Raw genomic sequence first — 22,619 nt, forward strand, 5'->3', positions numbered from 1 at the left:
CCCCCCAGGAGATCACCGACCACATCCAGTACATGCACGACTTCGCCGCCCGACTGGAGAAGACCGGAGAGTTCGTCGACGCCCAGGCCCTCGCCCCCGAAGGCACCTGGGTCCGCTACGACGGCGAAGGCCGCCCACCCGTCACCGACGGCCCCTTCGCCGAGACCAAGGACCTCATCGCCGGCTGGATGATCATCGACGTCGACACCCACCCACGCGCCCTCGAACTCGCCGCAGAACTCTCCGCAGCCCCCGGCGCCGGCGGCAAGCCCATCCACGAATGGCTCGAACTCCGCCCCCTCCTCACCACCCCACCCACCACCACCACCGAATGAGCAGCCGCCCGAGGCCGGGCACCCCCGCGACTCTCGCGATCTTCTGCCCGGATGCGGGAACTCCCCCGCGGAAAGCGCACGTTGAGCGGATGACCACGGGCTCGCACCCCTTCACGGTGCCGCGGGCCCCGGGGACCGGCACGGTCCGGGTCGACGGCCAGCGCATCGCGTGACAGTCAGGGAGGGTTCAGCACATGGACGACATCTTCGGGGAGATCGTGGAAGAGATCGTGGAGGAGACCGCCGAGGAGCTCGGCGGGGAGGTCGCCGAGGACATCGTCGAGGGACTCTTCGACTGATCGCGGACCCAGCGGCTGCGGCGGCGGTCACTTCGCCGCCGCATGCCGGGCGCGGGACCGAGGACGGTCCGTCGGCGCCTCATGCGCTCGGCGCGTGGCGCACGCCGAACCCCGCGTCCGCGCCGATCCACAGCAGCGAACCGGCGTCGAAGTCGACGACGAAGGAGCCGTCGGCACTCACGCCGACTCGGGTGACCGACTGCCCGAAGAGGTCGAGGACCGGGGCCAGGGCCGAACCCGTCCCGGGGCACATCTCGTGGTACTCGCCGTCGGTGTCCCGCAGGCGGAACTCCGTTTCCAGGACGAGTTCCGCGACGACGCCCGATCCCCCGTCCCCGCTCGCGGCGCCGACGCGAAGACGTACCCGATCGTCGTACGACGTGCCCTCCACCCGGCCGCCGACCAGTGCCTCGAGGTCCTTCACCGCTTGACTCCCCGCGCTTGACAACGTTGTCTCACCCCTCTCCGGATCACCGGATGTAGATGATGGATATCATCTTCCCATACACGCGCTGTATGGGAGGGGTCGCGACGGCCCGGACGGGACGGTTCTCACAGCGCTCCGGGCCGGCGCACCACTCGTCGGCGGGCCTCGTCCTCGTGGTGTGCCCGCAGGAAGACGAACAGCCCGTCCACGATGCCGTCCGACAGGTCCGCCAGGATCGAGCCCGGTGACTCGGCGGTGGAGCGCGCGACGGCTTCCACGAGGCGGGTGAGGTCGCCGATCGCGGACTCCTCCACGTCGGCCGGGTCGATCCGGCCCTCGGTGGTCGACTGGCCGGTCATCGTGCGTCCTCTTCCGGTAGGGGGAACGGGCGCGCGTCCGCGGCGGGCCCTGACGTCACGTAGACGAGGCCGCCCGCACGGGTGTGACGGCTCGGCGCCGTCGGCGGCGGCACACCCGACCGCGTCGGCTTACCGACCGCTTGAGGCTTGTCGGCCGCACCGCGTCGTGGCGCAAAGGTGACTTGTCCTCAGAACGCCAGGGCCACGGGGCTGACCTCGGGCGGCACCGGCGTCAGGCTGCCCCCCATGCACATGAACAACAGATGGCGGGCGGGCGTCACAAGCCCCCGGCCGCAACTTGTGGCGGCCACCGCACTCGCGGCTCTGCTGGCGGGTCTGACCGTGACCCCGGGCGCCGCCCACGGGACCGAGCCCCGCGACGTGGCGGCGCAGAGCCGCGCCGCCGACGCCGAGGGGATCACGCGTCATCAGGTCACCCTCATCACAGGCGACAGGGTCACGCTGGACACGGATCCGGCGGGCGGGCGGAGCGTGTCGGTCCAGCCCGCGGAAGGCCGCGAGGACATCAGGTTCATCAAACGCCAGGACGGCGGGGAGTGGACCGTCATACCCGCCGACGCGCTGCCGCTGCTCGCGGCGGGGCGTGTGGACCGCGCGCTGTTCAACGTATCGGCCCTGGTGAAGGGCAAGTACGCGGAACGGAAGAGCCTGCCGCTGATCGTCCGGTACACCGGTGACGCCGGTACCGCCGAGCGACGGCTGACCGCCGCCGGAGCCGGCGGGGTCGACACCATCGACGGCACCTCCTTCGCGACGCTGTCCGAACGCCGCCAGGACGCGGGCGCGTTCTGGAAGGGCATCGCTCCCGGCAGGGCGGGCGCGACGGCCTTCGGCGCCGGTGTGCAGCATGTGTGGCTCGACGGCCGCGCCAAGGTGCAGCTGGACAGGACAGTGCCGCGCATCGGCGCGCCGCACGCGTGGGAGAAGGGCCTGACGGGGGACGGGGTCGAGGTCGCGGTGCTGGACACCGGTTACGACCCCGGCCACCCGGATCTGAAGGGTCTGGTGGTGGACTCGGCGAACTTCACCGACGAGCCGGACGCCGCCGACGGGCACGGTCACGGCACCCATGTGGCCTCGACGGTGGCCGGTTCCGGTGCGGCCTCCGGGGGCCGGTACAAGGGTGTGGCACCGGGGGCGCGGATCATCGCGGGCAAGGTCTGCACGGCGGACGGCAACTGCGACAACTCCGACATCATCGAGGGACTCGCCTGGGCGGCCCGCCACGGCGCGAAGGTGATCAACCTCAGTCTGGGCGACACCGACACCCCCGAGACCGACGCGGTCGAGGCCATGGTCGACACCGTCACGCGTGACTACGGCACGCTGGTGGTGGCCGCGGCCGGCAACAACGGTTCGGGCAGCCGAGTCTCCTCGCCGGCCTCCGCCGGACGGGCGCTGGCCGTCGGCGCCGCCGAGGCCGACGACGACCGCGCCGAGTTCAGCTCGGTCGGCCCGCGCACCGGCGACTCCGGACTGAAGCCGGACCTCATCGCCCCGGGCGTGAACATCACCGCCGCCATGGCCGGCGGTACCACCGCCGAAGACGGCTACACCATGATGAGCGGGACCTCTATGGCCACCCCGCACGTCGCCGGCGCGGCCGCCATCGTGTTCCAGCAGCACCCGGACTGGACCCCGGAGCAGGTCAAGCGGCAGCTGATGCAGTCCACGACCGGCGCCAAGGAGCACGGCGCCTACTACCAGGGCGCCGGACGCGTCGACGTCGCCCGCGCCGTCGACCAGCAGGTGGCCGCCGAGCCGGCCTCCGTGGACTTCGGCCTGGTCGAGTGGACGGACGGCGAACGGCCCCCGGTGACCAAAACCATCACCTACCGCAACCCGGGCGCCGCGCCCGTCACCCTGCACCTGACGCACAACGCCGCCCGCGGCGCGACCGACGAGCCCGCCCCCCAGGGGCTGTTCCGGCTCGGCGCCGACCAGGTCACCGTGCCCGCCGGCGGCACCTCGGACGTCACCTTCACCGTGGACCCGCAGGCCACCACGGAGTACGCCGCCTACAGCGGCGTGGTCCGCGCGACCACGGCGGACGGCGGCGTGTCGGTCCGCGTCCCGTTCGGCATGGACCTGGAGCAGCCCTCCCACGAGCTGCGCCTGAACCTGAAGGACCGCGCGGGCAAGGCCCCGGAGTACGCGTACCTGCTGATCGACTCCGCCGACGGCAGGACCTACGAGCGGGAGCTGCTCGGCGAGGCGGGCACCACCCTGCGCCTGCCGAACGGCACGTACTCCGTGAGCGGCTTCTTCTTCGGCGGCGACTTCACGGAGGCCACCGTCGTGGGCGTCCCGAAGGTCGTCACGACCGCCGACCGTTCGGCCACCATCGACGCCCGGGCCGCCGAGCCCGTCGCGATCTCCGCCCCCAGCCGCACCGCCCGCATCATCTCGACGGAGATCGGCACCATCAGCCAGGGCGACGGGCTGCTGTCGGTCACCGTGAACGACGCGGTCGGCGACGACCACATCGAGAACCTCTACGCCACCCCGACGGCGCGGTACAAGGACTCGAAGTTCACCTACCTGGTCAACTCCGTCTGGGGCGAGCCCTCACCCGGCGGCGGCAACCCCCCGTCCGCCTACTACCTGACCCGGCCGGTGCACGGCGCCATCCCGGCCGACCCCGGCTACCGGCCCCGCAGGTCCGAACTGGCCGAGGTGAACACCACCTTCGCCGCCACCGCCCCGGGCACCACCGCGACGCGCCTGCTCTACATGTACGTCGACAACGTCCGCTTCGCCCTGCAGAGGATGGACGGGCTCCGCGTACCCGACCGGCGGGTCGACTATTTCTCGTCGGCCGACGGCCTGCGCTGGCAGACCGGCTTCGACCAGTGGAACATCTTCGACCCCGACAGCCCGCGCGGGCAGATGTACCTCGGCACCCTCCGCGGCTACCGGAGCGGGGCCGCGTTCGAGGAGCGCTGGAACCAGGGGGTCCAGGCGGTCGGCTTCTCGCCCGAGTACATGGACAACTTCCGCGACGGCGACGACCTGTGGATCGGCGTCCAGGACGCCGCCAACGGAGGCATGGACCTGGTGGCCGGAACGTCGACCAGCCGTCAGCCGAAGTGGGAGCTGTGGCGCAACGGCGAAGCCGTCCCGGACTTCTACGGCTACGCCACGGTCCCGGGGGACCCCGCCCCCGCCGACTACCGCCTGGCCATCGACCAGGAGCGCGACCTGGCCCCGCTCAGCTCCGTCTCCACGAAGCTGCGGGCCGAGTGGCGGTTCCGGTCGCAGACCACGGCGACCCCGCAGGCGCTGCCGCTGTACGCGGTGCGCATGGCCCCGGAGCTCGACGAGTGGAACCGCGCCCGGTCCGGACGTGAGTTCCGCATCCCGGTCCTGATCCAGCGCCCGGTCGGTGCCACCAGGATCGCGATCCGCACCTTCACCACCGAGGTCTCCTACGACGAGGGCAGGACCTGGCGCCCCGCCGAGGTCACCGGCTCCGGCACCGAGCGCACCGTGACCGTCGACCACCCGCGCCACGCCTCGGGCGGCTCGGTCAGCCTCCGCACCTACGTCAAGGACGCCGCGGGCAACACCTTCAAGCAGACCGTCGTCAAGGCCTACCTGCTCAAGTAGCCCCGAACGGCACGGCAGGGCCCGCCGGGCGGAACCGGCGGGCCCTACCGCCTTGTTGTGCGGGTTGTGCGGGCAGGCGCCCCGCGCCCGCCGTCAGGCGAAGTCCGCGGCCGATTCCCATGACCGTCTCGAACGGGACGTGGTCGGCGCCCCACGAGGTCGGCCGGCTCATGGGAAAGGCGTCCCGGTCGGCCGAGACCACGCCCCCGTTCCGGTGGCGGAGCAGGTCGAGCGGGGAACCGGGGAGTGCGAAACGCAGCGGGCGTTCGGCCTCCGCGATGAGCCGGCCGCTCAGGGGCGGCTGCACCCCGAGGCGGTTCCCGGGGTCCCGGAGGGAGCTGCGAAGGTCCTCGCAGCGTGCCATGGCCGGGATCGGGGAGGTGCGTACGGCTCTCCGCCCCGTGACCAAGAGCGGCGGCCTCCCAGTACAGTCCTGGCATGCTGCTTTTCCACTTCACGCGGCCGGAGCGGTGGCCGCTGATCCTGGCAGACGCAGAGATCAAGGCCACCTGGGCGACGGATCACGAGGACATGCCGGAGCTGGCGCGGACGGTGCACCTCACGTCCGATCCCAGCCCCGCCTCGCTCCCGGAACCGTTCCGGGACTGCACGGTGCGGTTCACCGTGGAGGTGCCGGCTCCGGAGGCGCAGCGATGGCACGCGTGGGCGGGCACCAGGCTGCCGGCCCAGACCGTCCACGTACTGACGGCGACGCACTTCGGTGAGCGGCCCGACGAGTGGTTCGTCGTGGAGCGGGCGATCCCGTCGTCGGAGTGGGTGTCGGTCGTCGACCTCAAGGTGCAGAAGCCGCTCTGGCCGCAGCCGTAGGGAACCTCAGGCGTCCGGGGCGGGTACGACCGCAGGCCGTCGCCCGGCCGTCGCCGTGTGCGCAGTCCGCCGGGAGCCGGAAAATTGACACGTCAAGCATTAAGTGCTTGTCTTGGCAAGGACTTCGTGCGTTCACCACCACGCGCCCCCGCCCGGCACTCCCAGCACTCCCGGCACTCCCTGGCGACGTCTACCCGAGGAGAGGATCATGACCGAACGTATGACGCGCGGCTTCGTCGTCACGGACCGGGAACCCGGATGCCCGTTCGACCCGTCGTCGCGGCTCGCCGAGATGGGCCGGCAGGAGGAGCCGACCCGGGTCCCGATGTACGAGCCGCGGTTCGGGGACGCCGACGTGCTGGTCCTGTCGCGCTACGCGGACGTCCGCGCGGCGCTGGGCGATGCCCGGCTGCAGTACGGGCACCTCCCCCTGGCCGACGGCAGTCCGCGCACCTACATGCCGGGCTTCCTCCCCGACTTCCACGGCGCGGAGCACACGAGGCTGCGGCGCATGATCGCCGGCGCCTTCACGCCCAAGCGGGTCAAGACGCTGCGCCCGATGGCCGAGCAGATCATCTCCGAGCGTCTGGACGCCATGGAGGAGGCCGGACCAGGCGTCGACCTCGTCGAGGCGTACGCCGTCTCGGTGCCCTCGATCGTGATCGGCGAACTGCTCGGCGTCCCCTCCTCGATGCACCGCGCGTTCCACAGCATCAGCGCGGGCGTCGTCAACTTCGCCAACTCCCCCGCCGAATACTTCGCCCTGCTCGGCGAGTTCGGCGAGTACATGAAGAACCTCGTCGACGAGATCCGCCGGCGTCCCACCGAGGGCCTGATCAGCAGCCTCCTGCGGGAACGCCCCGGAGAGGTCAGCGACCAGGAGGTCATCGGCCTGTCCAGCGCCCTGGTCGTCGCGGGTCACGAGACGACCGCGTCGATGATCGGGGTGAGCGCGCTGGCGCTCATGCGGCAGCCCGCCCAACTCGCCGTGCTCCTGGACGAGTCGCGGTCCACGAGGGACGCCGTGGAGGAGCTTCTGCGCTACATGAGCATCTCGGGCACGTTCCCCCGCGCGGCCTCCGAGGACCTCACGATCGGCACGACGCGGGTGAAGGCCGGCGAGCGCGTGCTGGTGTCGCCGCTCACCGCGAACCGCGACCCGGAACTCGTGCGGGACCCGGACCGGCTGGACCTGACCCGTGAGGCGGCCGCGCACATGGCGTTCGGGTTCGGGAGCCACCAGTGCCCCGGGCAGCACCTGGCCCGCCTGGAACTGGAACTGGCGCTTCCCGCCCTCTTCCGGCGCTTCCCCGGCCTGCGGCCCGCGGTCCCGGACGAGGAGCTGGTCTTCCACCGCGACGGCCCGAACGTGTACAGCCTGCAGGCCCTTCCCGTCGTGTGGTGAACCCGGACGGGAACGGGCGGACGGGGCCAGATCCGGTCTCGCCCCGTCCGCCCTGTCAGGCGTCCGCGCCGGCGTCCGTCAGCGCAGCTTGTAGGCGGTGGGGAAGGTCTGCCTGACGGTGTTGCCCCCGGTGTCGGTCGCGCTGATCCGCAGGCCGACGCCCCGGGCGGCCCGGTCCCGCTTCGGGTGCCTGATACTGGCGGTGAACGTGTTCGTCCCGGCGGCCTTGCTGGACACCGTCTGCCAGGTGCGTCCCCCGTCGAAGGTGGCCTCGACCTGCAGTGAGTTCAGCTTGGGCGGGGTGGTGAGGCGTTCCTGGTAGTAGCCGACGACGGTGATCGGGTGGGTCTCCCCCGCCTTGGCGGTGTTGTCCAGGCCCAGACCGAGGTCGTACCGGAGGAAGATCAGCGGCTCGGGCCGGCAGGCCGCCCGGTTGTCGCCGACCACGTCGCCCATGCACGGCTGGAGCTGCGGGGCGTCACCCTTGGTGGGCTTGTCGGAGCTGTACTCCCACACCGTCTTGACCCCGTTGGTGTCCGCCTCGAACGTGTACCGGGCCGATTTCGCCGGCAGGTCGTAGGCGACGAGGTCACCGGTGCCACCGGCGCAGCCGGAGAGCACCAGCGACGCCGCGGCCGCAAGGCCTGCGAGGACGACTTTCCGGCGCCGTGTCGGCGGCACTCCCGTGTTCATCGCGTTGGTCTCCTTAGCGGTCGGGGCCGTCATCGACGGCTCGCGAAGATGCCGGCGTGGAGGCGCTGCAGGCGGCGTTGGACTTCGTCACCGGACTGGTCCCGCAGCCTGAAGTCGCAGAGGGATCCGAGGGTCGGCACCGTGGGCGAGACCTTCGGGCCACAGGCCGAGGCGCCGAAGAGGAACTCCGCGAGGTTGTCGTTGTCGACGATTCCGACCACGGCCTGGCGGGCGCCGCCGCTGCTGGTCAGCTGGAAGGTCGGGTAGAACGTGTCACCCTGCCGGCACCCCGAGCACGGCGTCCCCGTGGCGAGCGTGAACCCGGACCTGGTGCGCACCTGCGGCACGGCGCCCGGAACGGCGGGCCCCTCGTTCCAGTGGACCTCGTCCTTCCCGGTGAGGAGCGTCTCCCGCCTCTCACCGCGCGCCTGGAGGAGCACGGAGTCCTCACCATGGTCGGCCCAGGCGGTGAAGAACTGGTTGATGGCGTCGGGCTGCCGCTTGATGAAGGTGGTCATGATCTGCTGCGTGGCCGTGCGCGGCAGGGGGTCGCCGAGCGCGCCCGGAGCGGACTCGGACTGCTGCCACCAGTACATCCTGGTGACCTCTCCGGGCCGGTCGGCGTGGAAGTGGTGGTCCACCCGGTCGAGTTCGCCCTTCCCGACGCGGTGGTCCGGGTCCGGGGCGATCCGACCGTCGGAGTGGAACCTTGCGGCGTAGGTCCTCGGTGAGGCGCTGCCGCCGAGTTCGATCCTGACGTTCGAGCGGTGTGTCCTGATCATCTTGATCAGGCGGTCCGCCTCGGCGTAGGGCACCTTCACGATCGGCAGCGCCGCGTACGGGCCGACGGCCGGGCAGCTCTCGAGCCCGTCCGTGCACAGGGAGAGTTCCGCGGAGCCGCCCACCGAGGTGAGCTCCGGAGCCGCGACCAGCACGCCGACCGCGCCTGCGGCGGCAGCGGCCGCCACCCGCTCGTCCCGGAGCTTCGGGAAGTCGCAGGTGGTGTCGCAGATGTCGGTCGGCGTCAGCAGCACCAGCCTGCCCCGGACGTCGACGCCCGCGAGATCCGCGGCGGAGCCGGTGCCCGCGTAGACCACCGGGACGCGTCCCTTGAGCGGCAGTCGCGCGATCGGGACTGAGAGCTCGCGGTAGACCGACTTCCCCTCTTCCTGCCACATCTGGGAGCCGACGAGCGAGACGTCCGGGGTCCGGTAGCGGGGGGTCAGGTCGAAGGGGGCGCCGACGCCGGTGGCGCGCATGGTGACGACCGGAGTCGTCCGCACGCTGTAGGTGTCGTGGGTGAGAGTGCCCGTGCGCACCTTCTCGGTGGGCAGCGCCCACCAGTCGGGCTCGTCGCCGTATCCGGACGTCGAAAGCGTCGCGATCTCCCTCGCGCCGTTCGCCGAGACCCGCCGGGTGTAGTCGGTCATCTCGTAGACCTCGGTGGTCTCCGGGAACCGCACCCTCACCGGCTTGAGCCTGCGCAGGTCCAGCGTGACCGTGGTCGGCTTGGTGAGGTCCACCTCCCCCACCATCGGCGTGGCCTGCTGCCACTCACCTTCCTTGTTCCGCCACTTGAGGGCGACGGAGGCCGAGTAGGTGCCGCGGAAGAGCGGCATGGTGACCGTGTCGGCACCGGGCTTGCCCGTCACGTCCTTGCCCAGGCCGGGGATGTCGTCGCCGTCCACCGGCAGGAAGGATGCGGATCCGTACTGGACGTCGGTGGCTCCCGGCGGGCGGATGACGTTGACGGTGAGCGGGAGCTTCTGCGGTTCCAGGAACGCGGTGAGCGGTGTGGCCGCCCGCAGCGCTCCGGCGGAGTCCCGGGCGCTGAGCAGGCCGGAGTAGCCGCCGAAGGCCCCGTCGGTGCCCAGCACCCCGCCGTCGAGCGTCACCGCCACGTCGGCCGAACCGCCCGCGGGCACGACGACCTCATCGGTGCCGAGGGCGACCAGACCGGCCGGAGCGGGCTTGCCCGCGGAGGAGACCGAGGCCGCGAGGTGCAGCGTGGTCGCCTCGTCGGTGTGGTTGGTGTAGGTGACCTTGCGCGTCAGCGGCGCGTGCGGGAAGGCGAGGCGGCCGAATCCCAGGTTGCCGTTCGCCGTGGTCCGCGGGTCGATCGCGGCGGCTATGTCCACCCGGCCGACGCCCTGCGAGTCCCGGTCGAATCCCAGGTCGGTGGCGGTGCTCATCAGCAGCGCCTTGATCTCGCGCCCGGTCAGTTCCGGATGCTGCTGGGCGATGACCGCCGCGGCCCCGGCAACGTGCGGGGTGGCCATGGAGGTTCCGTCGGCGGCGGTGTAGTGGTCGTCCACCGTCGTGCCCATCGCCGTGCCGGCGGCGCGGGCCGCGACGATGTCGACACCCGGAGCGGCGATGTCCGGCTTGGCGGCGCCGTCCCCGACCCTCGGTCCGCGGCTGGAGAAGTCGGCCATCCGGTCCTGCTTGTCGACCGCCGCCACGGTCAGCGCCTCGTCGGCGGAGCCGGGGCTGCCGACCGTCCCGCTGCTCGGGCCGGAGTTGCCCGCCGCGACGACGAAAAGCGTCCCGGTGTCGCGGCTCAGCTCGTTGAGCGCCTGGCTCAGCGGGTCGGTCCCGTCGGTGGGGTCGCCGCCGAGGCTCAGGTTGACGACCTTGGCCCCGGAGTGGGCGGCCCACTCCATGCCCGCGATGATCGCGTCGTCGGAGCACTGACCGTTGTCGTCGCAGACCTTGCCGACCCTCAGTTCCGCGCCGGGTGCGACACCCTTGCGCTGTCCGCCGGACGCGGCTCCGGTGCCCAGGATCGTGGAGGCCACGTGGGTGCCGTGCCCGTGCCCGTCGCGGGCCCCACCGGGGCTGGCGGTGAAGTCGACCTTCTCGACGAGGTGTCCGGAAACGTCAGGGTGGCCGGCGTCGATGCCGGTGTCGAGCACCGCCACGGACACGCCCTTGCCGTCGTACCCGCGGTCCCAGGCGACGGGCGCGCCGATCTGCGGGACGGAGGTGTCGAGGCTGACCCTGGCCAGGCCGTTGAGCCACACCTTCGCGACCCCGGCCAGGGAACCGGCGGACCGGGCGGCGGCGGTGCCGGGGTCCGTCTTCCCCCGCACTCCCTGCCACCAGCGTCCGCCATCGGTGATCTCCATCGAGCGGCCGTTGATGCTGGGCAGCGTCCGGCCCACGGTCGCACCCGCGACCTTGCCGGTATTCCGGGCACCGGACTTCCCGGTGTAGGTGATCAGGACCGGCACCTCGCCGGTCCTGCCGGCCGCGGCGAGCGCCACCAGCTCGGACAGGTCGAACAGCCCCCAGTCGAGCAGTCCGTCGTCGATCAGCCCGAGGGCGTCATTGGGGACGACGTACACCTTGCCCATGCGGGTGATGGTGTGGAACACGACAGGGGATCCGTCGGGTCGTGCCGCGCTTTCGATGTCACGGACGGCAGGCTTGCCCTGGGCATCCAGGGCGACGTTCACCTTGTCCCCGGTGACCAGTGTCACCGGGACGGTGCTTCCGGACCCGGGCAGGGTCCGCGCCAGGTCGGCCTTGTCGATCTCCGTGGTCTCCTTGGCCTGTACGGCCTTTGGAAGCGACGTCTGCCGGTTCGGCTCGGCCGCCTGGGTCGCCGTGGCCGACGCGACCATCCCGAGGATGGTCAGGCCGACGGTCACCGCGCCCAGGCGTCCTCTGGGACGCCTCGTTTCCCTTCGCCTCATATGTTCGGTCTCCTGTGAGAGTGACAGTCGGGGAACTGCTGCCGGGATGCGCCCCGGGGCCGCCGCACGGCAGCACGGGGCCTGTCTGCTAGGCCGTGTCGTCAGATGAGCTCCCCCAGCTGACGCTGGGAGGGGCCCCAGGTGCGGTGCATCGCAAGGCGGAGGATCGTCCTCGTAGGGGGCTACTCGGACGATGCGACAACGCAGCGTGGGGGCACCTCCCAGCGGAGCCGGGGGAGTGCCGTGCCAGGCGTCGCTGAGTGGGGGCACCCCCGGCCGAAGGTCGGGGGAGGGCATGTGACGACACGGCCTAGAGCGGTTCGTACTCGCCGACGTCGTCGGCACCGGTGCCCGCGCTGTGGGTGGTCGCGGCGTCCGCCGGGTCGGGTGGTGGTCCGGCCGGCACCGGTCCGTCCGGGGAACGAGGCCCCTGTTCGGGCAGGTTGCCTTCCGGCGCGGGCGTCGGAGGTTCGGCGGGCAGCATGGTGACGAGTGTGGATTCGGGCGGGCTGCCGGCTCTATCGGTCAGATGCGGGATTTAATCCCGCCGCCCGACCCGCCGGCTTTTCTTCGTGCCCGGCGACGGCGTGCGGAATTTACTCGTCGCCCGGCGGCGGGCGCCGTACCTCGCCGACGAGACCCGACTCGACGACCCTCATCGCGAGCGCCGTTCGCGACGTCGCGTGCAGTTTGCGCATCGCGGACCTCACCTGACTGGCGACGGTCTGCACGGACACCACCAGGGAGTCGGCGATCTGGCGGTTCGTCAGGCCCTCGACCAGCAGCCGGGCCACTTCCAGTTCGCGCGGCGAGAGCCGGTCGCCGTATCCGGGCCGTCCCCGGCCACGCGTCGGCGCGGGAACGTCCCCTCCCCGCGTGCCGAGGAACCGCGCGATCCGGTCGGCGTCGTTGAGGGCGCCGAGTCCCGACAGCGCCCGCGCGACGTCGGACAGCACCGGCAGCCCGTCCTCCTCCCGGCCGTCGGCGAGGAGGCAGAGGGCGTGACGTTCCCGGGCGAGCAGGGCGTCGTACGGGCGCGGCAGCGCCTCCCACGCGGCGGCCGCGCCGGCGAACAGCGTCGCGGCGTCCGCGAAGCGCCCCTCGGCCTCCGCCAGGATCGCGCGGCACAGCACCAGGGACGCCTGCGGGGCGGGGGCTTCCCTGTCGCCCAGGGCTCCTTCGAAGGTGTCGACGAGGTCCGCGGCCCGGTCGAGCCGGCCGGCGGCGGCGAGGGCGGCGATGCGTGCGGGGGCGAAGTCGACGGCCCGGGACCAGATTCCGCCGCCGACGGCGATCTCGGCCGGCTGGTCGGTGAGGCGGAGTGCCTCGTCAACGTCGCCCTCGCGCAGGGACAACCGGGCCAGCGCGGCCGCGGCTTCGATGCGTTGCTGGTCGTCGCGCCCGGCGAAGCGCAGCCACTCCCGCGCTGTCCCCAGGTCACCGGAGGCGGCCTGCATCAGCCCGGCCACCAGGGCCGCCTCGCACCGGTCCTTCAGCCGTACCCCGCCGTCGTCGTCGAGCAGGCGCGCCGTCCGCTCGGCGAGTCCCGGCCAGGCGCCGGTGAACCAGTCGAGGTGGGCCCTGGAGGAGGCGATACTGTCGAGGTAGTCCAGGAACTGATGGCGCTCGGCGAGGGCCTGGGCCTTGGCCAGTCGCGCCCTCGCCTCGTCGTAGCGTCCCCACCGCGTCGCCTCCTCGCCGACGTTCGTGTGGCCGATCGCGATGATGGACGCCTCCCGCGGGTCGGAGACGTCCTCCGGGAAATGCCGCGCCGCCTCCCAGCCGGCCTCCTCGCCGAGCATGAGCAGCGCGAAGGCGCGTTCCACCGACAGGCGCAGGCGGTCGAGGGAGGTCATCGACCGGTCCGGGGGCGGTGCCTCCCGAAGCCACCGCAGGTGTTCCGACACCGGCCGCGCGTTTCCCAGGGGCAGGGCGAGCAGGATGCGGGCACGTGCCGCCTCCGGCGAGTCCGGGGGGAGATGCGGCACCGCGGTGAGGATCTCGCCGCGGCCCGCCTCGATCTCGCCCGCCACCATGAGCACCCGGCCGATCTGGAAGCGGACGAGAGCCTGTTGGGCGGGAGTCAGTACCTGGCCGCCGAGCGCCGAGCGGAGCGATTCGATGATCTGCGAGTGCGGATCGGAGCCGGACAGCGCCTGGAACTGGATCTTCGTCACGAGTCGTACCAGCGTCTCGGCCGGGAGGGCGAAGGTGGTGACCAGGCTGTGCATCAGCAGCGCGGAGGTGGCCACGTCCCCGGCCTGGACGCAGAGGTCCGCCGCCTGCTCGGTGTACCGGCACGCGGCCTCGGCGTCACCGGCCAGCCGGAAGTGCCGGGCGAGCTGGGCCACGGGCGGCCGCGGCCACCGCTCCAGCGCCCGGCCCGCCCGCAGGTGCATGGCACGCCGTTCCTCGGCCGGGATGGCGTCGTACACGGCGTGGCACGCCAGCGAATGGCGGAACGACCACTGGCCGGGCCTGCCCTCGCGCAGCAGGCCGCCGCCGAGCGCCTCGGCCGCCTGCGCGGCGAACCGCTCCTCCGGCAGGCCGCTCACCACGCGCAGGGTCGTGTAGTCGGCCGGTCCGGACACCACCGACACCGCGTACAGGACGGTGCGGGTGTCGGGCCCGACACGTCCGACGCGTTCGAGCATGGCGTCGCGGATCGTGGGCGGGACGTCGATGCGGTCCAGCCGCCGCCGCGCCCATCCACCGTCCTGGCGGACCAGGTCGGCCCGGTCGTGCATCAGCCGCACCGACTCCTCCAACGCCAGCGGTACGCCCTCGGTGCGTGCGTGCAGGAAGGCCGCGAACTCGGTGGAGACGTGGCCGCCGGCCAGCATCGACGAGACGAACGCGGCGGTCTCGCCGACGTCCAGCGGATCCAGCGTCAGCCTGACCAGGTGCGCGTCGGCCGGGGTCCGGGAGAGCAGCCGCAACAGCAGTGAGCCGGGCGGCACTTCGTCCCGCCGGTAGGTGAGCACCACGCTCACCGGCTGGGGTCGGCGGGAGACCAGGAACAGCAGGAACTCGAGCGTCGCCTCGTCCGCCCAGTGGACGTCCTCCAGTGCGAGGACGGTCACGTCGAGCCGGCCGAGGACCTCGGCGAAGGCCCGGAACAGCCGGTGCCGGGCCGCGGTGGCGTCCTCCAGCGGCTCCGGGGCCGGGGGAAGGTCGTCGGCCCACTCGGGGAACAGCGGCCGCAACGCACCGCCCAGCCCGCTCAGCCGCAGCCCGACAACGTTGTCGACGCCGTCCCGCACCGCGTCCACGACCGCCCCGAGCGTGTACGGCACCCGCAGCTCCGGGCAGGCCCCGACCAGGGCGCGCCGGCCCTGCTCCGCCTGGGACGCCAGGAACTCGCGCAGCAGCCGGGTCTTGCCGATGCCCGCCTCACCGTCGAGCAGGACCACCGCCGGGGTCCGCCCGAGCGCCGACCCCAGTGCTTCCAACTCCCCGCCCCGGCCGACGAACCGCGGCGCCGACAGCGCCGGGAGCCGGCCGGCATCGGTACTGGCCCGTCCAACCACCGCCGCGCCCCCTCGATCGACCACCCCTGCGTCAGTGCTGACCTTATCCGCGGGAGATCATTTGGGTGGCGGCAACGGCTCCGACAGTTGAACGGCGCGAGATCACGCAGGCCCGGAGCCAGGGGCCTCCCGGCGCCCGCGTCACCCGTTCGGCCTAATCGGCACGGCGGCCCGGGGCGGCTCGTGCTGGCCTGGAAGGGGGTGTACGAGCGAGGCGACACCACGTGCGACCTGCGACAACAGCATGCCGGCCGCCCCCTGGGCGGACCGGCGCGGGATCCCATCGCGCCGCGCGTCGCCCGCACAGACCGCAACCACGCGAGTGACCCATGGCTTACCCCACCAGGAGCAGCGGCGGCGGCATGATGGACGAGCTGCAAGCGCTGCTCGAAGGCGCGACGAAGCTCCTGAACGACAGCGGGCTGAAGGGCATCGTCGACTCATGGCTCGGCAACGGCCCCAACGAGCCGGTGACGACGAGGCAGATCGAGGACGCGTTCGGCGCCGACAAGGTGGCCGAGGCGAGCAAGCAGGCGGGCGTGAAACCCGATGCGCTCGCCGCGGAGCTGCCCGAGGTCATGGACAAGGCATCGCCCGACGGGAAGATCGACATCCGCAGGAGCAGCATCGAGCCGTCCTCCATCGACGCCCGCAAGGAGTCGCTCATCGACGTGCTGGGCCACACCATGACACCCGCCGCGGTTGACCGCCGGCGCGGACGGTCCGAGGGCCGGCGCTCGCAGCAGCGCCGGCCCCCCTTCCGGACTCCCCGTGGAAGGTGCGCAACGACCCATGGAGTGGACCACTGGAACCCGTTCGCCTCTTCCCGGCGAATGAATCTTCCAGGGGCCCGTGGCCGATCAGCCGCCGTGGACCGGAGCGAGGAAACGATGAGCGACCCCGGGGAACGCCTATCGCCCCGGGGCCGCAGGCGCAGCGCCGCCCTCACCTGGGCCAGGCTCTGACGGCAGGCCCCACCCGGTGTGCGGAGTCGCCGCCGCCCGGCAGCAGCGGTCGGACGCGGAGCGTGCCGACGCGACCACACCAGGTCACCGCGCCGAGTCGTTCGCCTCATCGAGCGGCCGAACGTCACCCGAATGCGAGGCGGCGCGGGAGCAATTAGCCTGAAAATCACGCAGTCCCCGAACTTCGGGTGGGACGAGGAGGCGACTCGCCGTGGCGAAAGTGCTGTTCATCGTGAGCGGGGCCACGTACTGGGTGCTGAAGGACGGCACCAGGTACGCGACGGGCTACTGGGCCGAGGAGTTCGCGAGTCCGTACAAGCTGCTGACGGATGCCGGCCACGATGTGGTGGTGGCGACTCCCGGCGGTGTCACCCCGAACGTCGACATGATGAGCCTGCGTCCCTCGATGGCCGGCGGCGAGGACGGAGCCCTGGAGCTCGAGAGGATCATCCGGTCGGCAGAGGTGATGCGGCGCCCCCTGAAGCTCTCGGACGTCCGGCTGGAGGACTACGACGGCGTGTATCTCCCCGGCGGCCACGGCCCGATGTCGGACCTGGCCTTCGACGCCGACGCGGGCCGCCTGCTGACGGCGCAACTCGCCTCGGGCAACCCGCTCTTCATCGTCTGCCACGCCCCCGCGGCGATCCTGGCGACCAGGATCCACGGCGTGTCCCCCTTCAAGGGCTACCGGGTCACCGCCTTCTCGAACGAGGAAGAGGAAGCCGTCGGGCTGGCGCCCTTGGCGACCTGGCTGCTGGAGACGGATCTGAAGGAGCAGGTCCAAGTCGACTACAGCCGCGGCCCGATGTGGGAGCCGTACATGGTCGAGGACCGCAACCTCGTCACCGGGCAGAACCCGCATTCCGCGGCAGTGCTGGGCAACCGGATGCTCGAGATCCTCAAGTAGGCCCGAGGCATCGCGCCAGGGCGCGCACCGCGCACATCACGCGGTCGCGTCCCGGCTCACCTGCTCTGCCGTCGCCGCGACCCGGCTCGTCCGTCGGCAGCGGACTTCAGGCGTTCCAGGCGCGCGGGCGGAGCACCAGGAGAGGGAGGACGAACAGGTCGTCCACTGCGAGTGCGGGCTTCAGCGCCCGTTCGGGGTCGCGCGTGAGCTCGAAGTGCCGGGAGCCGCCCGGGCATCACCAGATCGTGCGCGCCGCAGAGGCGCTTGGTTGTGCGCCACAGCGCTTCGGACCGAGGCCCTCGACACAGAGGCGCTCGGCCGCCGAGGGATTCCGCGAGGGGCGGGCGACAGGTCGGCGGCGGCGGCCGCCCTCGTGCATGCCCCGCCCCGGCATCCGATGCCCGCCTACACTGCGGGGCATGGCATGCCGTATCAGTGAGTTGGTCATCGACGCCTCCGACCCCGAAAGGCTCGCCGCGTTCTGGAGCGAGGTCCTCGGCTACGTGGAACTCGGCCGGGAGAACGACGGGAGCATCGAGATCGGGCCGCCCGACGCCGGGTTCGGCGGACCGCAGCCCACCCTCGTCCTCAGCTCCGGCGGCGACCCCCGGGCCGCGAAGCTCCCCCTGCACTTCGACGTCAACGCCACCGACCGCGACCAGGACGCCGAGTTGGAGCGGCTGCTCGCCCTCGGCGCCAGGCACGCCGACGTGGGACAGAGCGGCACGGAGAGCTGGTACGTCCTCGCCGACCCGGAGGGCAACGAGTTCTGCCTCCTGCGTCGACGCCTGCAGCCCCTCTGATCCCCGCGCCCGCGCCTAGACCTCGGGAAGGGAGGGGTCCGGCGTCCACGGAGTGGGGGCGGTGATGGACCAGCGTTCGTGGTCGCGCCAGGCGCCGTTGATGTACAGGTAGTCGGCCGACAGACCTTCGTAACGAAAGCCCAGGCGCCGGGCCAAGGCCGAAGACGCCTCGTTGCCCGGCTGGATGTTCGCCTCCAGCCGGTGGAGCCGCAGGTCGTCGAAGGCATGCCGCAGGACGGCGGTGAGCCCTTCGGTCATGTAACCCCGCCCCGCGGAGGGGGCGAAAGCCGCGTAGCCGAGGGACGCGCCCTGGTAGCGGCCCCGGATGATCGAGTTGATGTTGACCGTGCCGGCGGCCTCACCGGTCTCCAGGACGCCAGATAGCCCCGGTTGGTGCCGTCGCTGAAGCGGTGCATCCAGCTCTGGAACGCCTCCGCGGTCGCGGGCAGTTGCATGTACGGCGAATGGAGCTCGCTGCTGGCTCTCACGAGCGAGCAGAACTCGTCCTGGTCGGCGAGGGTGAGCGGGCACAGTTCGACCCGTGACGGCGTGAGGGGCATGGGCCAATGCTAGGTGATCTCTCAGTGCGGCCCCTCGCGACCGCGGAGGACCTCGACCGGAGTCGGAGCAGCATCGGCTCGCGGCCCGAGGCCCGGCCAGGTGGTGGAGTCGTAAAGATCTTTTCCCTGCGTACCCCGTCCGGTACGGTCGCGGGGTTGTTCGCCGACTGGGAGGTCTCCACATGGCATGTCGTATCGGCGAGCTCGTGCTCGGTTGCCGAGACCCCGAACTGCTGGCGCGGTTCTGGTGCGAGGTCCTGGACTACGTAGTGGTCGGCCGCGAGGAGGGCTGCGTCGAGATCGGGACCCCCGAAGGCTTCGGCGGTCCGCAGCCGACGATCTTCTTCAGCGTCCGGGAAGAGCCGGAGCCGGGGAAGTCCCGGCTGCACATCGACCTCAACCCCACGGACCGCGACCAGGACGCCGAGCTCGAACGCCTGCTGAAGCTCGGTGCGCGCCGGGCCGACATCGGCCAGACCGGGGACGAGCACTGGCACGTCCTCGCCGACCCCGAAGGCAATGAGTTCTGCCTGCTGAAGGCCCGCATCAAGCCGCTCTGACGCGCTTGGGCCGCGCCGCGACCACCGACTCCCCGTGTGACGTGATCCGCCGGAACGACCCCCGCGGCGCGGACGCAGCCGGAGCCCGCGAGGAGGCCGAGCGCCGTGGACAACCCGCGCGCGGCCCCCGCTCCGCCGGACCGCGCCGGGCGGTGCCCCCTGGGGCGATGGCCGGATCCGTCCGGGAGGGCCACCCCGTCCGGGCGCGGGCCTGGTCCTTGCGGTGGCGGTGTGCGAGGCTCGAGACAACCAGCCTGGCCTGGTGAGAGACCCCGCGCCACCAAGCGGTCACCGCGGGTGGCCGACGGATGGTGCGGGTGGTCTTACTCGACTGTAGGCGGCCTGTCGCCGCCTGCTTTTCGGCGGCCGCTCTCGCGCGAAGCCGACCGTGATGGGCTCCGACCCGATCGGTGGCTTCCCATGTCGGCCCCTCGGCATCAATGTCAGCGAAGCACCCTCGCGGACGACTATCGCTCTCACCGGAACTCGACCCCGAGACGTGCCCCCAGGTCACGACGGTCACCGACGAACTGCGGCTCCGGGGCACGACCCTTCGCGTGGACCTCTCGGGCGTGACGTTCATCGGCTCCACCAGTCTGAACATGCTGCTGAGCCTCCGCCTGCGCGCAGAAGCGGAAGGGGGCACGCTCGAACTCACCGGCCTGCAGCACCAGGCGGAGCGCGTCCTAGCCCTGACGGGGACGCGGGACTTGTTCCGCATCCTCCCGAGCGTTCCGCCGGTGGCTCCCGGCGTCGTCGGCGCCTGCTGCTGAGCCCACACGGTGACCGCTCCTGCGGCCCAGGGGTATGTTTTTGCGCCGAATGCGGCTTACGGGCAGAAGTCGATCTTCCCTCGGGTTAGGCTCCCCAGAAGTAACGTTCACCATGCCGACCAGCGAACATGGAGCGCTGACCATGCCCGAGACCCGCCTCAAGTGCCGCAACTCCTCCTCGGCCGCCGCTGTCGTGGCGGCCGGTGCCGGACCGGGCGACCCGCAGCACACCGTCCGGCAGGACGGCCGCCATGTCGTGATCGCCTACGCGAACACGCGCTGGCCCTTCGACGTCGCGGAGTGGGCCGCCTTGGAGGGCCACGCCAGCGACAAGGCCGCGGCCCGGGTCATGACCGCGCTCTAGGCCGTACCGGCGTCCGGCTCGGCACCGCACTCGCGCCCGCCCGGGGCCCCTGGACGGAGACCTGCGGTCGTGCCGCGCCCAGGTACCGTACGGCGGTTCCTCCGGCGTGGGGCGCGAGCAGGCCGCGCAGTTCGTCCGCCGCGACTTCGAGGAGGCGGCCGTCCCGGGACGCGTGGACGGTCTCGAGGATGAAGGCGACCCTCGTGGAGTCCTCGGTGACGCGGGTGCGGTGGGCGTCGCGGTGGTTCCAGTGGCGGGTCAGGACCTGGGCGTCGTCGGCGTAGATGATCTCGCCCGGCCTGGGGTGCTCGACGGTGTCCGATTCGCCGAGCGGGGTGAAGGTCTCGGTGCCGTCGGCGTGCCGGATGACGACGTCGCCGGTGACGTTGTCCAGGTCGAAGGCCCCGGCGGGCAGGCCGTGGTGGACGGAGACGGCGTTGTACGAGTCGACGGCCGGGTTGATGCGCGGCAGGGCACCGCGCTTGGCGAGGCGCCGGCCGAGCGCGTCGACGCTGGGGCGGATACGGCGGGGGTTGGTGCCGAACGAGCGGTAGGCGGTGTGCCAGGCATCGATGCGGGGGTCGGTCTCGTCGGCGGGGCGCCAGGTGCCGTCGGCGAACCGCTGCTCCAGGTCCGCCAGGGCCTCGGTGGACCCGGGCCAGGGTTCGTGGCCGCGCAGACCGGTGGCGATGACCAGGGCGACGAGGGTGTCGGGGAAGGCGTCGGCGACGGCGGGGGCGAGGCTGAAGGTGGTCATGGTCGGGGCTTCCGTCTCCTGCGTCAGGACGAAGTCGGGCGGGGCTTCCAGGCGCCGACGCGCTCGATGCGGCGGCGCCGCCGGGCGGGTCCCGGTCAGGTCAGGGCGAGGAGGCCGACGGCCGCGGCGGCGGTGCCGAGTCCGATGAGCTGGCCGCGGTGGATGCGCTCGTCGAGCACGCCCCGGGCCAGCAGGACCGTCCCGGCCGGGTAGAGAGCGGTGATCACGGCGACGACGGCGAGATCGCCGCTGCGGACGGCGAGCAGGAACAGCAGGTTCGCGAGCGAGTCCAGCACGCCGGCGGTGGCCGAGATCGCGTACGCGGGCCGCTCGGGCCCGAGGCGACGGAACATCGCGCCCGCCGCGGCCAGCGTGACGGCGGAGGAGACCGCCCGGCCGACGATCAGGGGACCGATGCCGCTGCCGGACGGCGCCTGGTGCAGGAAGACCAACTGGAGCGCGATGGCGGCGCCCGCGCCGAAGGCCAGCAGCAGGGCGGTGCGCGAGGGCCGCGCGGCACCGGCCCCGTGGCCTGCGCTGACCAGCACCACGGCCGCCAGCGCCAGGGGCAGGCCCACCAGGCCGGCCACGCCCAGCCGCTCCCCCTGCAGCAGGCCCACCCCCACGGGCAGCACCGCGGAGACCAGGGCGGTCACGGGAGAGAGCACGTTCATCGGGCCGATCGCCAGGGTGCGGTAGAGCAGGGCGAACGCGGCGGCGGAGGCGACCCCGGACGCCGCGCCCCAGACCAGGACCCCGCCGCTGAAAGAGGCGTCGAGGATCGGCCAGAGCAGCAGCTCCACGGCGAGGCTGGCGGGGGCCGCGACCGTCACGGTGCGCAGTACGTGGGCCTTGCGGGCGCCGAGACCGCCGAGGAAGTCGGCGCATCCGTAGGCGAGCGAGCTGCCGAGGGCCAGCAGCAGAGCGATCACAGGACATCCCCTACCATTCAATGGAACGACTGAACCGTACATCGGATCGACCGCCCAGCCAGTCAACCGACCGGACGGTTCATTCCACTGGTACACCGACGAGGACGGAAAGCGGATGGCCGACGCTGAGACCGCACTGCGGACGCTCGCACACAACGTCCGGGCCGCCCGTACCCGCGCGGGCCTGTCCCTCGATGAGCTCGGCCGCCGCGCCCAGGTCAGCAAGGGCGCGCTGGTGGGGCTGGAGAAGGCGCAGGGCAACCCGAACTTCGCGACGCTGGTCCGGCTGGCCGACACCCTCGGCGTCTCGGTCTCCGCGCTGATGGAGGGCAAGCCCGAAGGCCGCGTCCGCGTCGTGTCCGCCGACGCGCTGACCCCGCTGTGGACCGGCGCGCTGGGCAGTCAGGCCCGCCTGATGCTGACCACCTCGGGGCCGGCGCCCGTCGAGGTGTGGCGCTGGCAGCTGGAGCCGGGCGAGGAGTACCCCAGCCACCCGCATCAACCGGGTGTCGTGGAGACCGTCAGCGTCACCCGCGGCCGGATGACCCTCGTCGTCGACGGCACCGAGCACACCGTCGAAGCCGGGCAGACCGCCACCTTCGAAGGCGACGCGGCCCACACCTACCGCGGCTCGGGCACCGGGACGTGCCACCTGATCATGACGGTGCACCTGCCGCCCGCTCCCGTCGCCACGCCCTGAGGACGCGGCCCACGGGGCGTGCCGGCGGGGCGCGCGCACCGGCATGCCCTTGTTCGATCGCGTGAACGTCGTGGCCAGGGACGAGGCCTGTCGC

General features: G+C 72.1%; 19 protein-coding genes and 1 pseudogene. 11 read left to right on the forward strand and 9 right to left on the reverse strand.

The annotated features are described in order from the left end of the window. The coding region (locus PV342_RS08785) for a YciI family protein (RefSeq protein WP_500316446.1) at nucleotides 1-335 on the forward strand (335 nt) is incomplete at its 5' end. Nucleotides 336-713: 378 nt separating this feature from the next. On the opposite strand, the gene PV342_RS08790 is transcribed toward PV342_RS08785, so the two are convergent. Then, nucleotides 714-1,058, reverse strand: coding sequence for a DUF6188 family protein (locus PV342_RS08790; protein ID WP_386997096.1), 345 nt, complete (start codon nucleotides 1,056-1,058; stop codon nucleotides 714-716). Between the two features lie 128 nt (nucleotides 1,059-1,186). After that, a complete protein-coding gene (locus tag PV342_RS08795) occupies nucleotides 1,187-1,420 on the reverse strand; it encodes a hypothetical protein (RefSeq protein ID WP_500316448.1) in 234 nt (77 codons plus the stop codon). Nucleotides 1,421-1,666: 246 nt separating this feature from the next. Between PV342_RS08795 and PV342_RS08800 the strand changes: the two genes are divergently transcribed. The 3 genes from PV342_RS08800 to PV342_RS08810 all read left to right on the forward strand — a co-directional run bounded on the left by PV342_RS08800 (nucleotide 1,667) and on the right by PV342_RS08810 (nucleotide 7,283). Continuing rightward, a complete protein-coding gene (locus PV342_RS08800; RefSeq protein ID WP_400809027.1) occupies nucleotides 1,667-5,050 on the forward strand; it encodes a S8 family peptidase in 3,384 nt (1,127 codons plus the stop codon). A gap of 438 nt (nucleotides 5,051-5,488) precedes the next feature. Continuing rightward, nucleotides 5,489-5,878, forward strand: coding sequence for a hypothetical protein (locus PV342_RS08805; RefSeq protein ID WP_386997101.1), 390 nt, complete (start codon nucleotides 5,489-5,491; stop codon nucleotides 5,876-5,878). A 208-nt stretch (nucleotides 5,879-6,086) separates the two neighbouring features. Further along, nucleotides 6,087-7,283 carry a cytochrome P450 gene (locus tag PV342_RS08810; protein ID WP_500316450.1) on the forward strand — a complete coding sequence of 399 codons (1,197 nt, stop codon included), beginning with the start codon at nucleotides 6,087-6,089 and terminating at the stop codon, nucleotides 7,281-7,283. A 78-nt stretch (nucleotides 7,284-7,361) separates the two neighbouring features. Here PV342_RS08810 and PV342_RS08815 read toward each other — a convergent pair whose 3' ends face one another. The 4 genes from PV342_RS08815 to PV342_RS08830 all read right to left on the reverse strand — a co-directional run bounded on the left by PV342_RS08815 (nucleotide 7,362) and on the right by PV342_RS08830 (nucleotide 15,228). Then, on the reverse strand, nucleotides 7,362-7,976 hold the full coding sequence (locus PV342_RS08815; protein WP_400809018.1) for a hypothetical protein: 615 nt from the start codon (nucleotides 7,974-7,976) through the stop codon (nucleotides 7,362-7,364). A 29-nt stretch (nucleotides 7,977-8,005) separates the two neighbouring features. Then, nucleotides 8,006-11,629 carry a S8 family peptidase gene (locus PV342_RS08820; RefSeq protein ID WP_500316452.1) on the reverse strand — a complete coding sequence of 1,208 codons (3,624 nt, stop codon included), beginning with the start codon at nucleotides 11,627-11,629 and terminating at the stop codon, nucleotides 8,006-8,008. 355 nt (nucleotides 11,630-11,984) lie between these two features. Then, nucleotides 11,985-12,158: a hypothetical protein gene (locus PV342_RS08825; RefSeq protein ID WP_386997106.1), complete on the reverse strand. Its 174-nt coding sequence runs from the start codon at nucleotides 12,156-12,158 to the stop codon at nucleotides 11,985-11,987. A 112-nt stretch (nucleotides 12,159-12,270) separates the two neighbouring features. Next, the gene (locus PV342_RS08830) at nucleotides 12,271-15,228 is read right to left on the reverse strand and encodes a helix-turn-helix transcriptional regulator (protein ID WP_500316454.1); all 2,958 of its coding nucleotides are present in this window, start codon (nucleotides 15,226-15,228) and stop codon (nucleotides 12,271-12,273) included. A gap of 338 nt (nucleotides 15,229-15,566) precedes the next feature. Here PV342_RS08830 and PV342_RS08835 point away from each other — a divergent pair, with 338 nt between their 5' ends. From PV342_RS08835 to PV342_RS08845, 3 genes are all read left to right on the forward strand, one after another. Further along, complete coding sequence (locus tag PV342_RS08835; protein WP_500316456.1) at nucleotides 15,567-16,169, forward strand: YidB family protein; 603 nt, start codon at nucleotides 15,567-15,569, stop codon at nucleotides 16,167-16,169. Between the two features lie 211 nt (nucleotides 16,170-16,380). Next, nucleotides 16,381-17,076, forward strand: a complete 696-nt coding sequence (locus PV342_RS08840) for a type 1 glutamine amidotransferase domain-containing protein (protein WP_400809007.1) — start codon at nucleotides 16,381-16,383, stop codon at nucleotides 17,074-17,076. A gap of 419 nt (nucleotides 17,077-17,495) precedes the next feature. Then, a complete protein-coding gene (locus tag PV342_RS08845) occupies nucleotides 17,496-17,879 on the forward strand; it encodes a VOC family protein (RefSeq protein ID WP_500316458.1) in 384 nt (127 codons plus the stop codon). Between the two features lie 15 nt (nucleotides 17,880-17,894). On the opposite strand, the pseudogene PV342_RS08850 reads toward PV342_RS08845, so the two are convergent. Next, nucleotides 17,895-18,439 (reverse strand): annotated as a pseudogene (locus tag PV342_RS08850) (GNAT family N-acetyltransferase). A 182-nt stretch (nucleotides 18,440-18,621) separates the two neighbouring features. Between PV342_RS08850 and PV342_RS08855 the strand changes: the two are divergent. The 3 genes from PV342_RS08855 (at nucleotide 18,622) to PV342_RS08865 (ending at nucleotide 20,136) form a co-directional block, all read left to right on the forward strand. Then, nucleotides 18,622-18,999 (forward strand): VOC family protein, encoded by a 378-nt coding sequence (locus tag PV342_RS08855; RefSeq protein WP_026251523.1) that lies wholly within the window; start codon nucleotides 18,622-18,624, stop codon nucleotides 18,997-18,999. Between the two features lie 440 nt (nucleotides 19,000-19,439). Then, a complete protein-coding gene (locus PV342_RS08860) occupies nucleotides 19,440-19,772 on the forward strand; it encodes an STAS domain-containing protein (RefSeq protein ID WP_400809001.1) in 333 nt (110 codons plus the stop codon). A 142-nt stretch (nucleotides 19,773-19,914) separates the two neighbouring features. Then, the gene (locus PV342_RS08865) at nucleotides 19,915-20,136 is read left to right on the forward strand and encodes a hypothetical protein (protein WP_361003410.1); all 222 of its coding nucleotides are present in this window, start codon (nucleotides 19,915-19,917) and stop codon (nucleotides 20,134-20,136) included. Here PV342_RS08865 and PV342_RS08870 read toward each other — a convergent pair. Continuing rightward, nucleotides 20,120-20,893: a B3/B4 domain-containing protein gene (locus PV342_RS08870; protein ID WP_500316461.1), complete on the reverse strand. Its 774-nt coding sequence runs from the start codon at nucleotides 20,891-20,893 to the stop codon at nucleotides 20,120-20,122. The two genes, PV342_RS08865 and PV342_RS08870, sit on opposite strands and share 17 nt — an antisense overlap. 95 nt (nucleotides 20,894-20,988) lie before the next feature. Further along, entirely contained in the window at nucleotides 20,989-21,825 is an 837-nt protein-coding gene (locus PV342_RS08875) for an EamA family transporter (protein ID WP_400808996.1), read from the reverse strand. 115 nt (nucleotides 21,826-21,940) lie between these two features. On the opposite strand from PV342_RS08875, the gene PV342_RS08880 reads away from it, so the two are divergent. Continuing rightward, entirely contained in the window at nucleotides 21,941-22,525 is a 585-nt protein-coding gene (locus PV342_RS08880) for a helix-turn-helix domain-containing protein (protein ID WP_500316463.1), read from the forward strand. The last annotated feature ends 94 nt before the right edge of the window (nucleotides 22,526-22,619 follow it).

The organism is Streptomyces sp. PA03-3a (assembly GCF_033792735.1).
Lineage (GTDB): Bacteria > Actinomycetota > Actinomycetes > Streptomycetales > Streptomycetaceae > Actinacidiphila.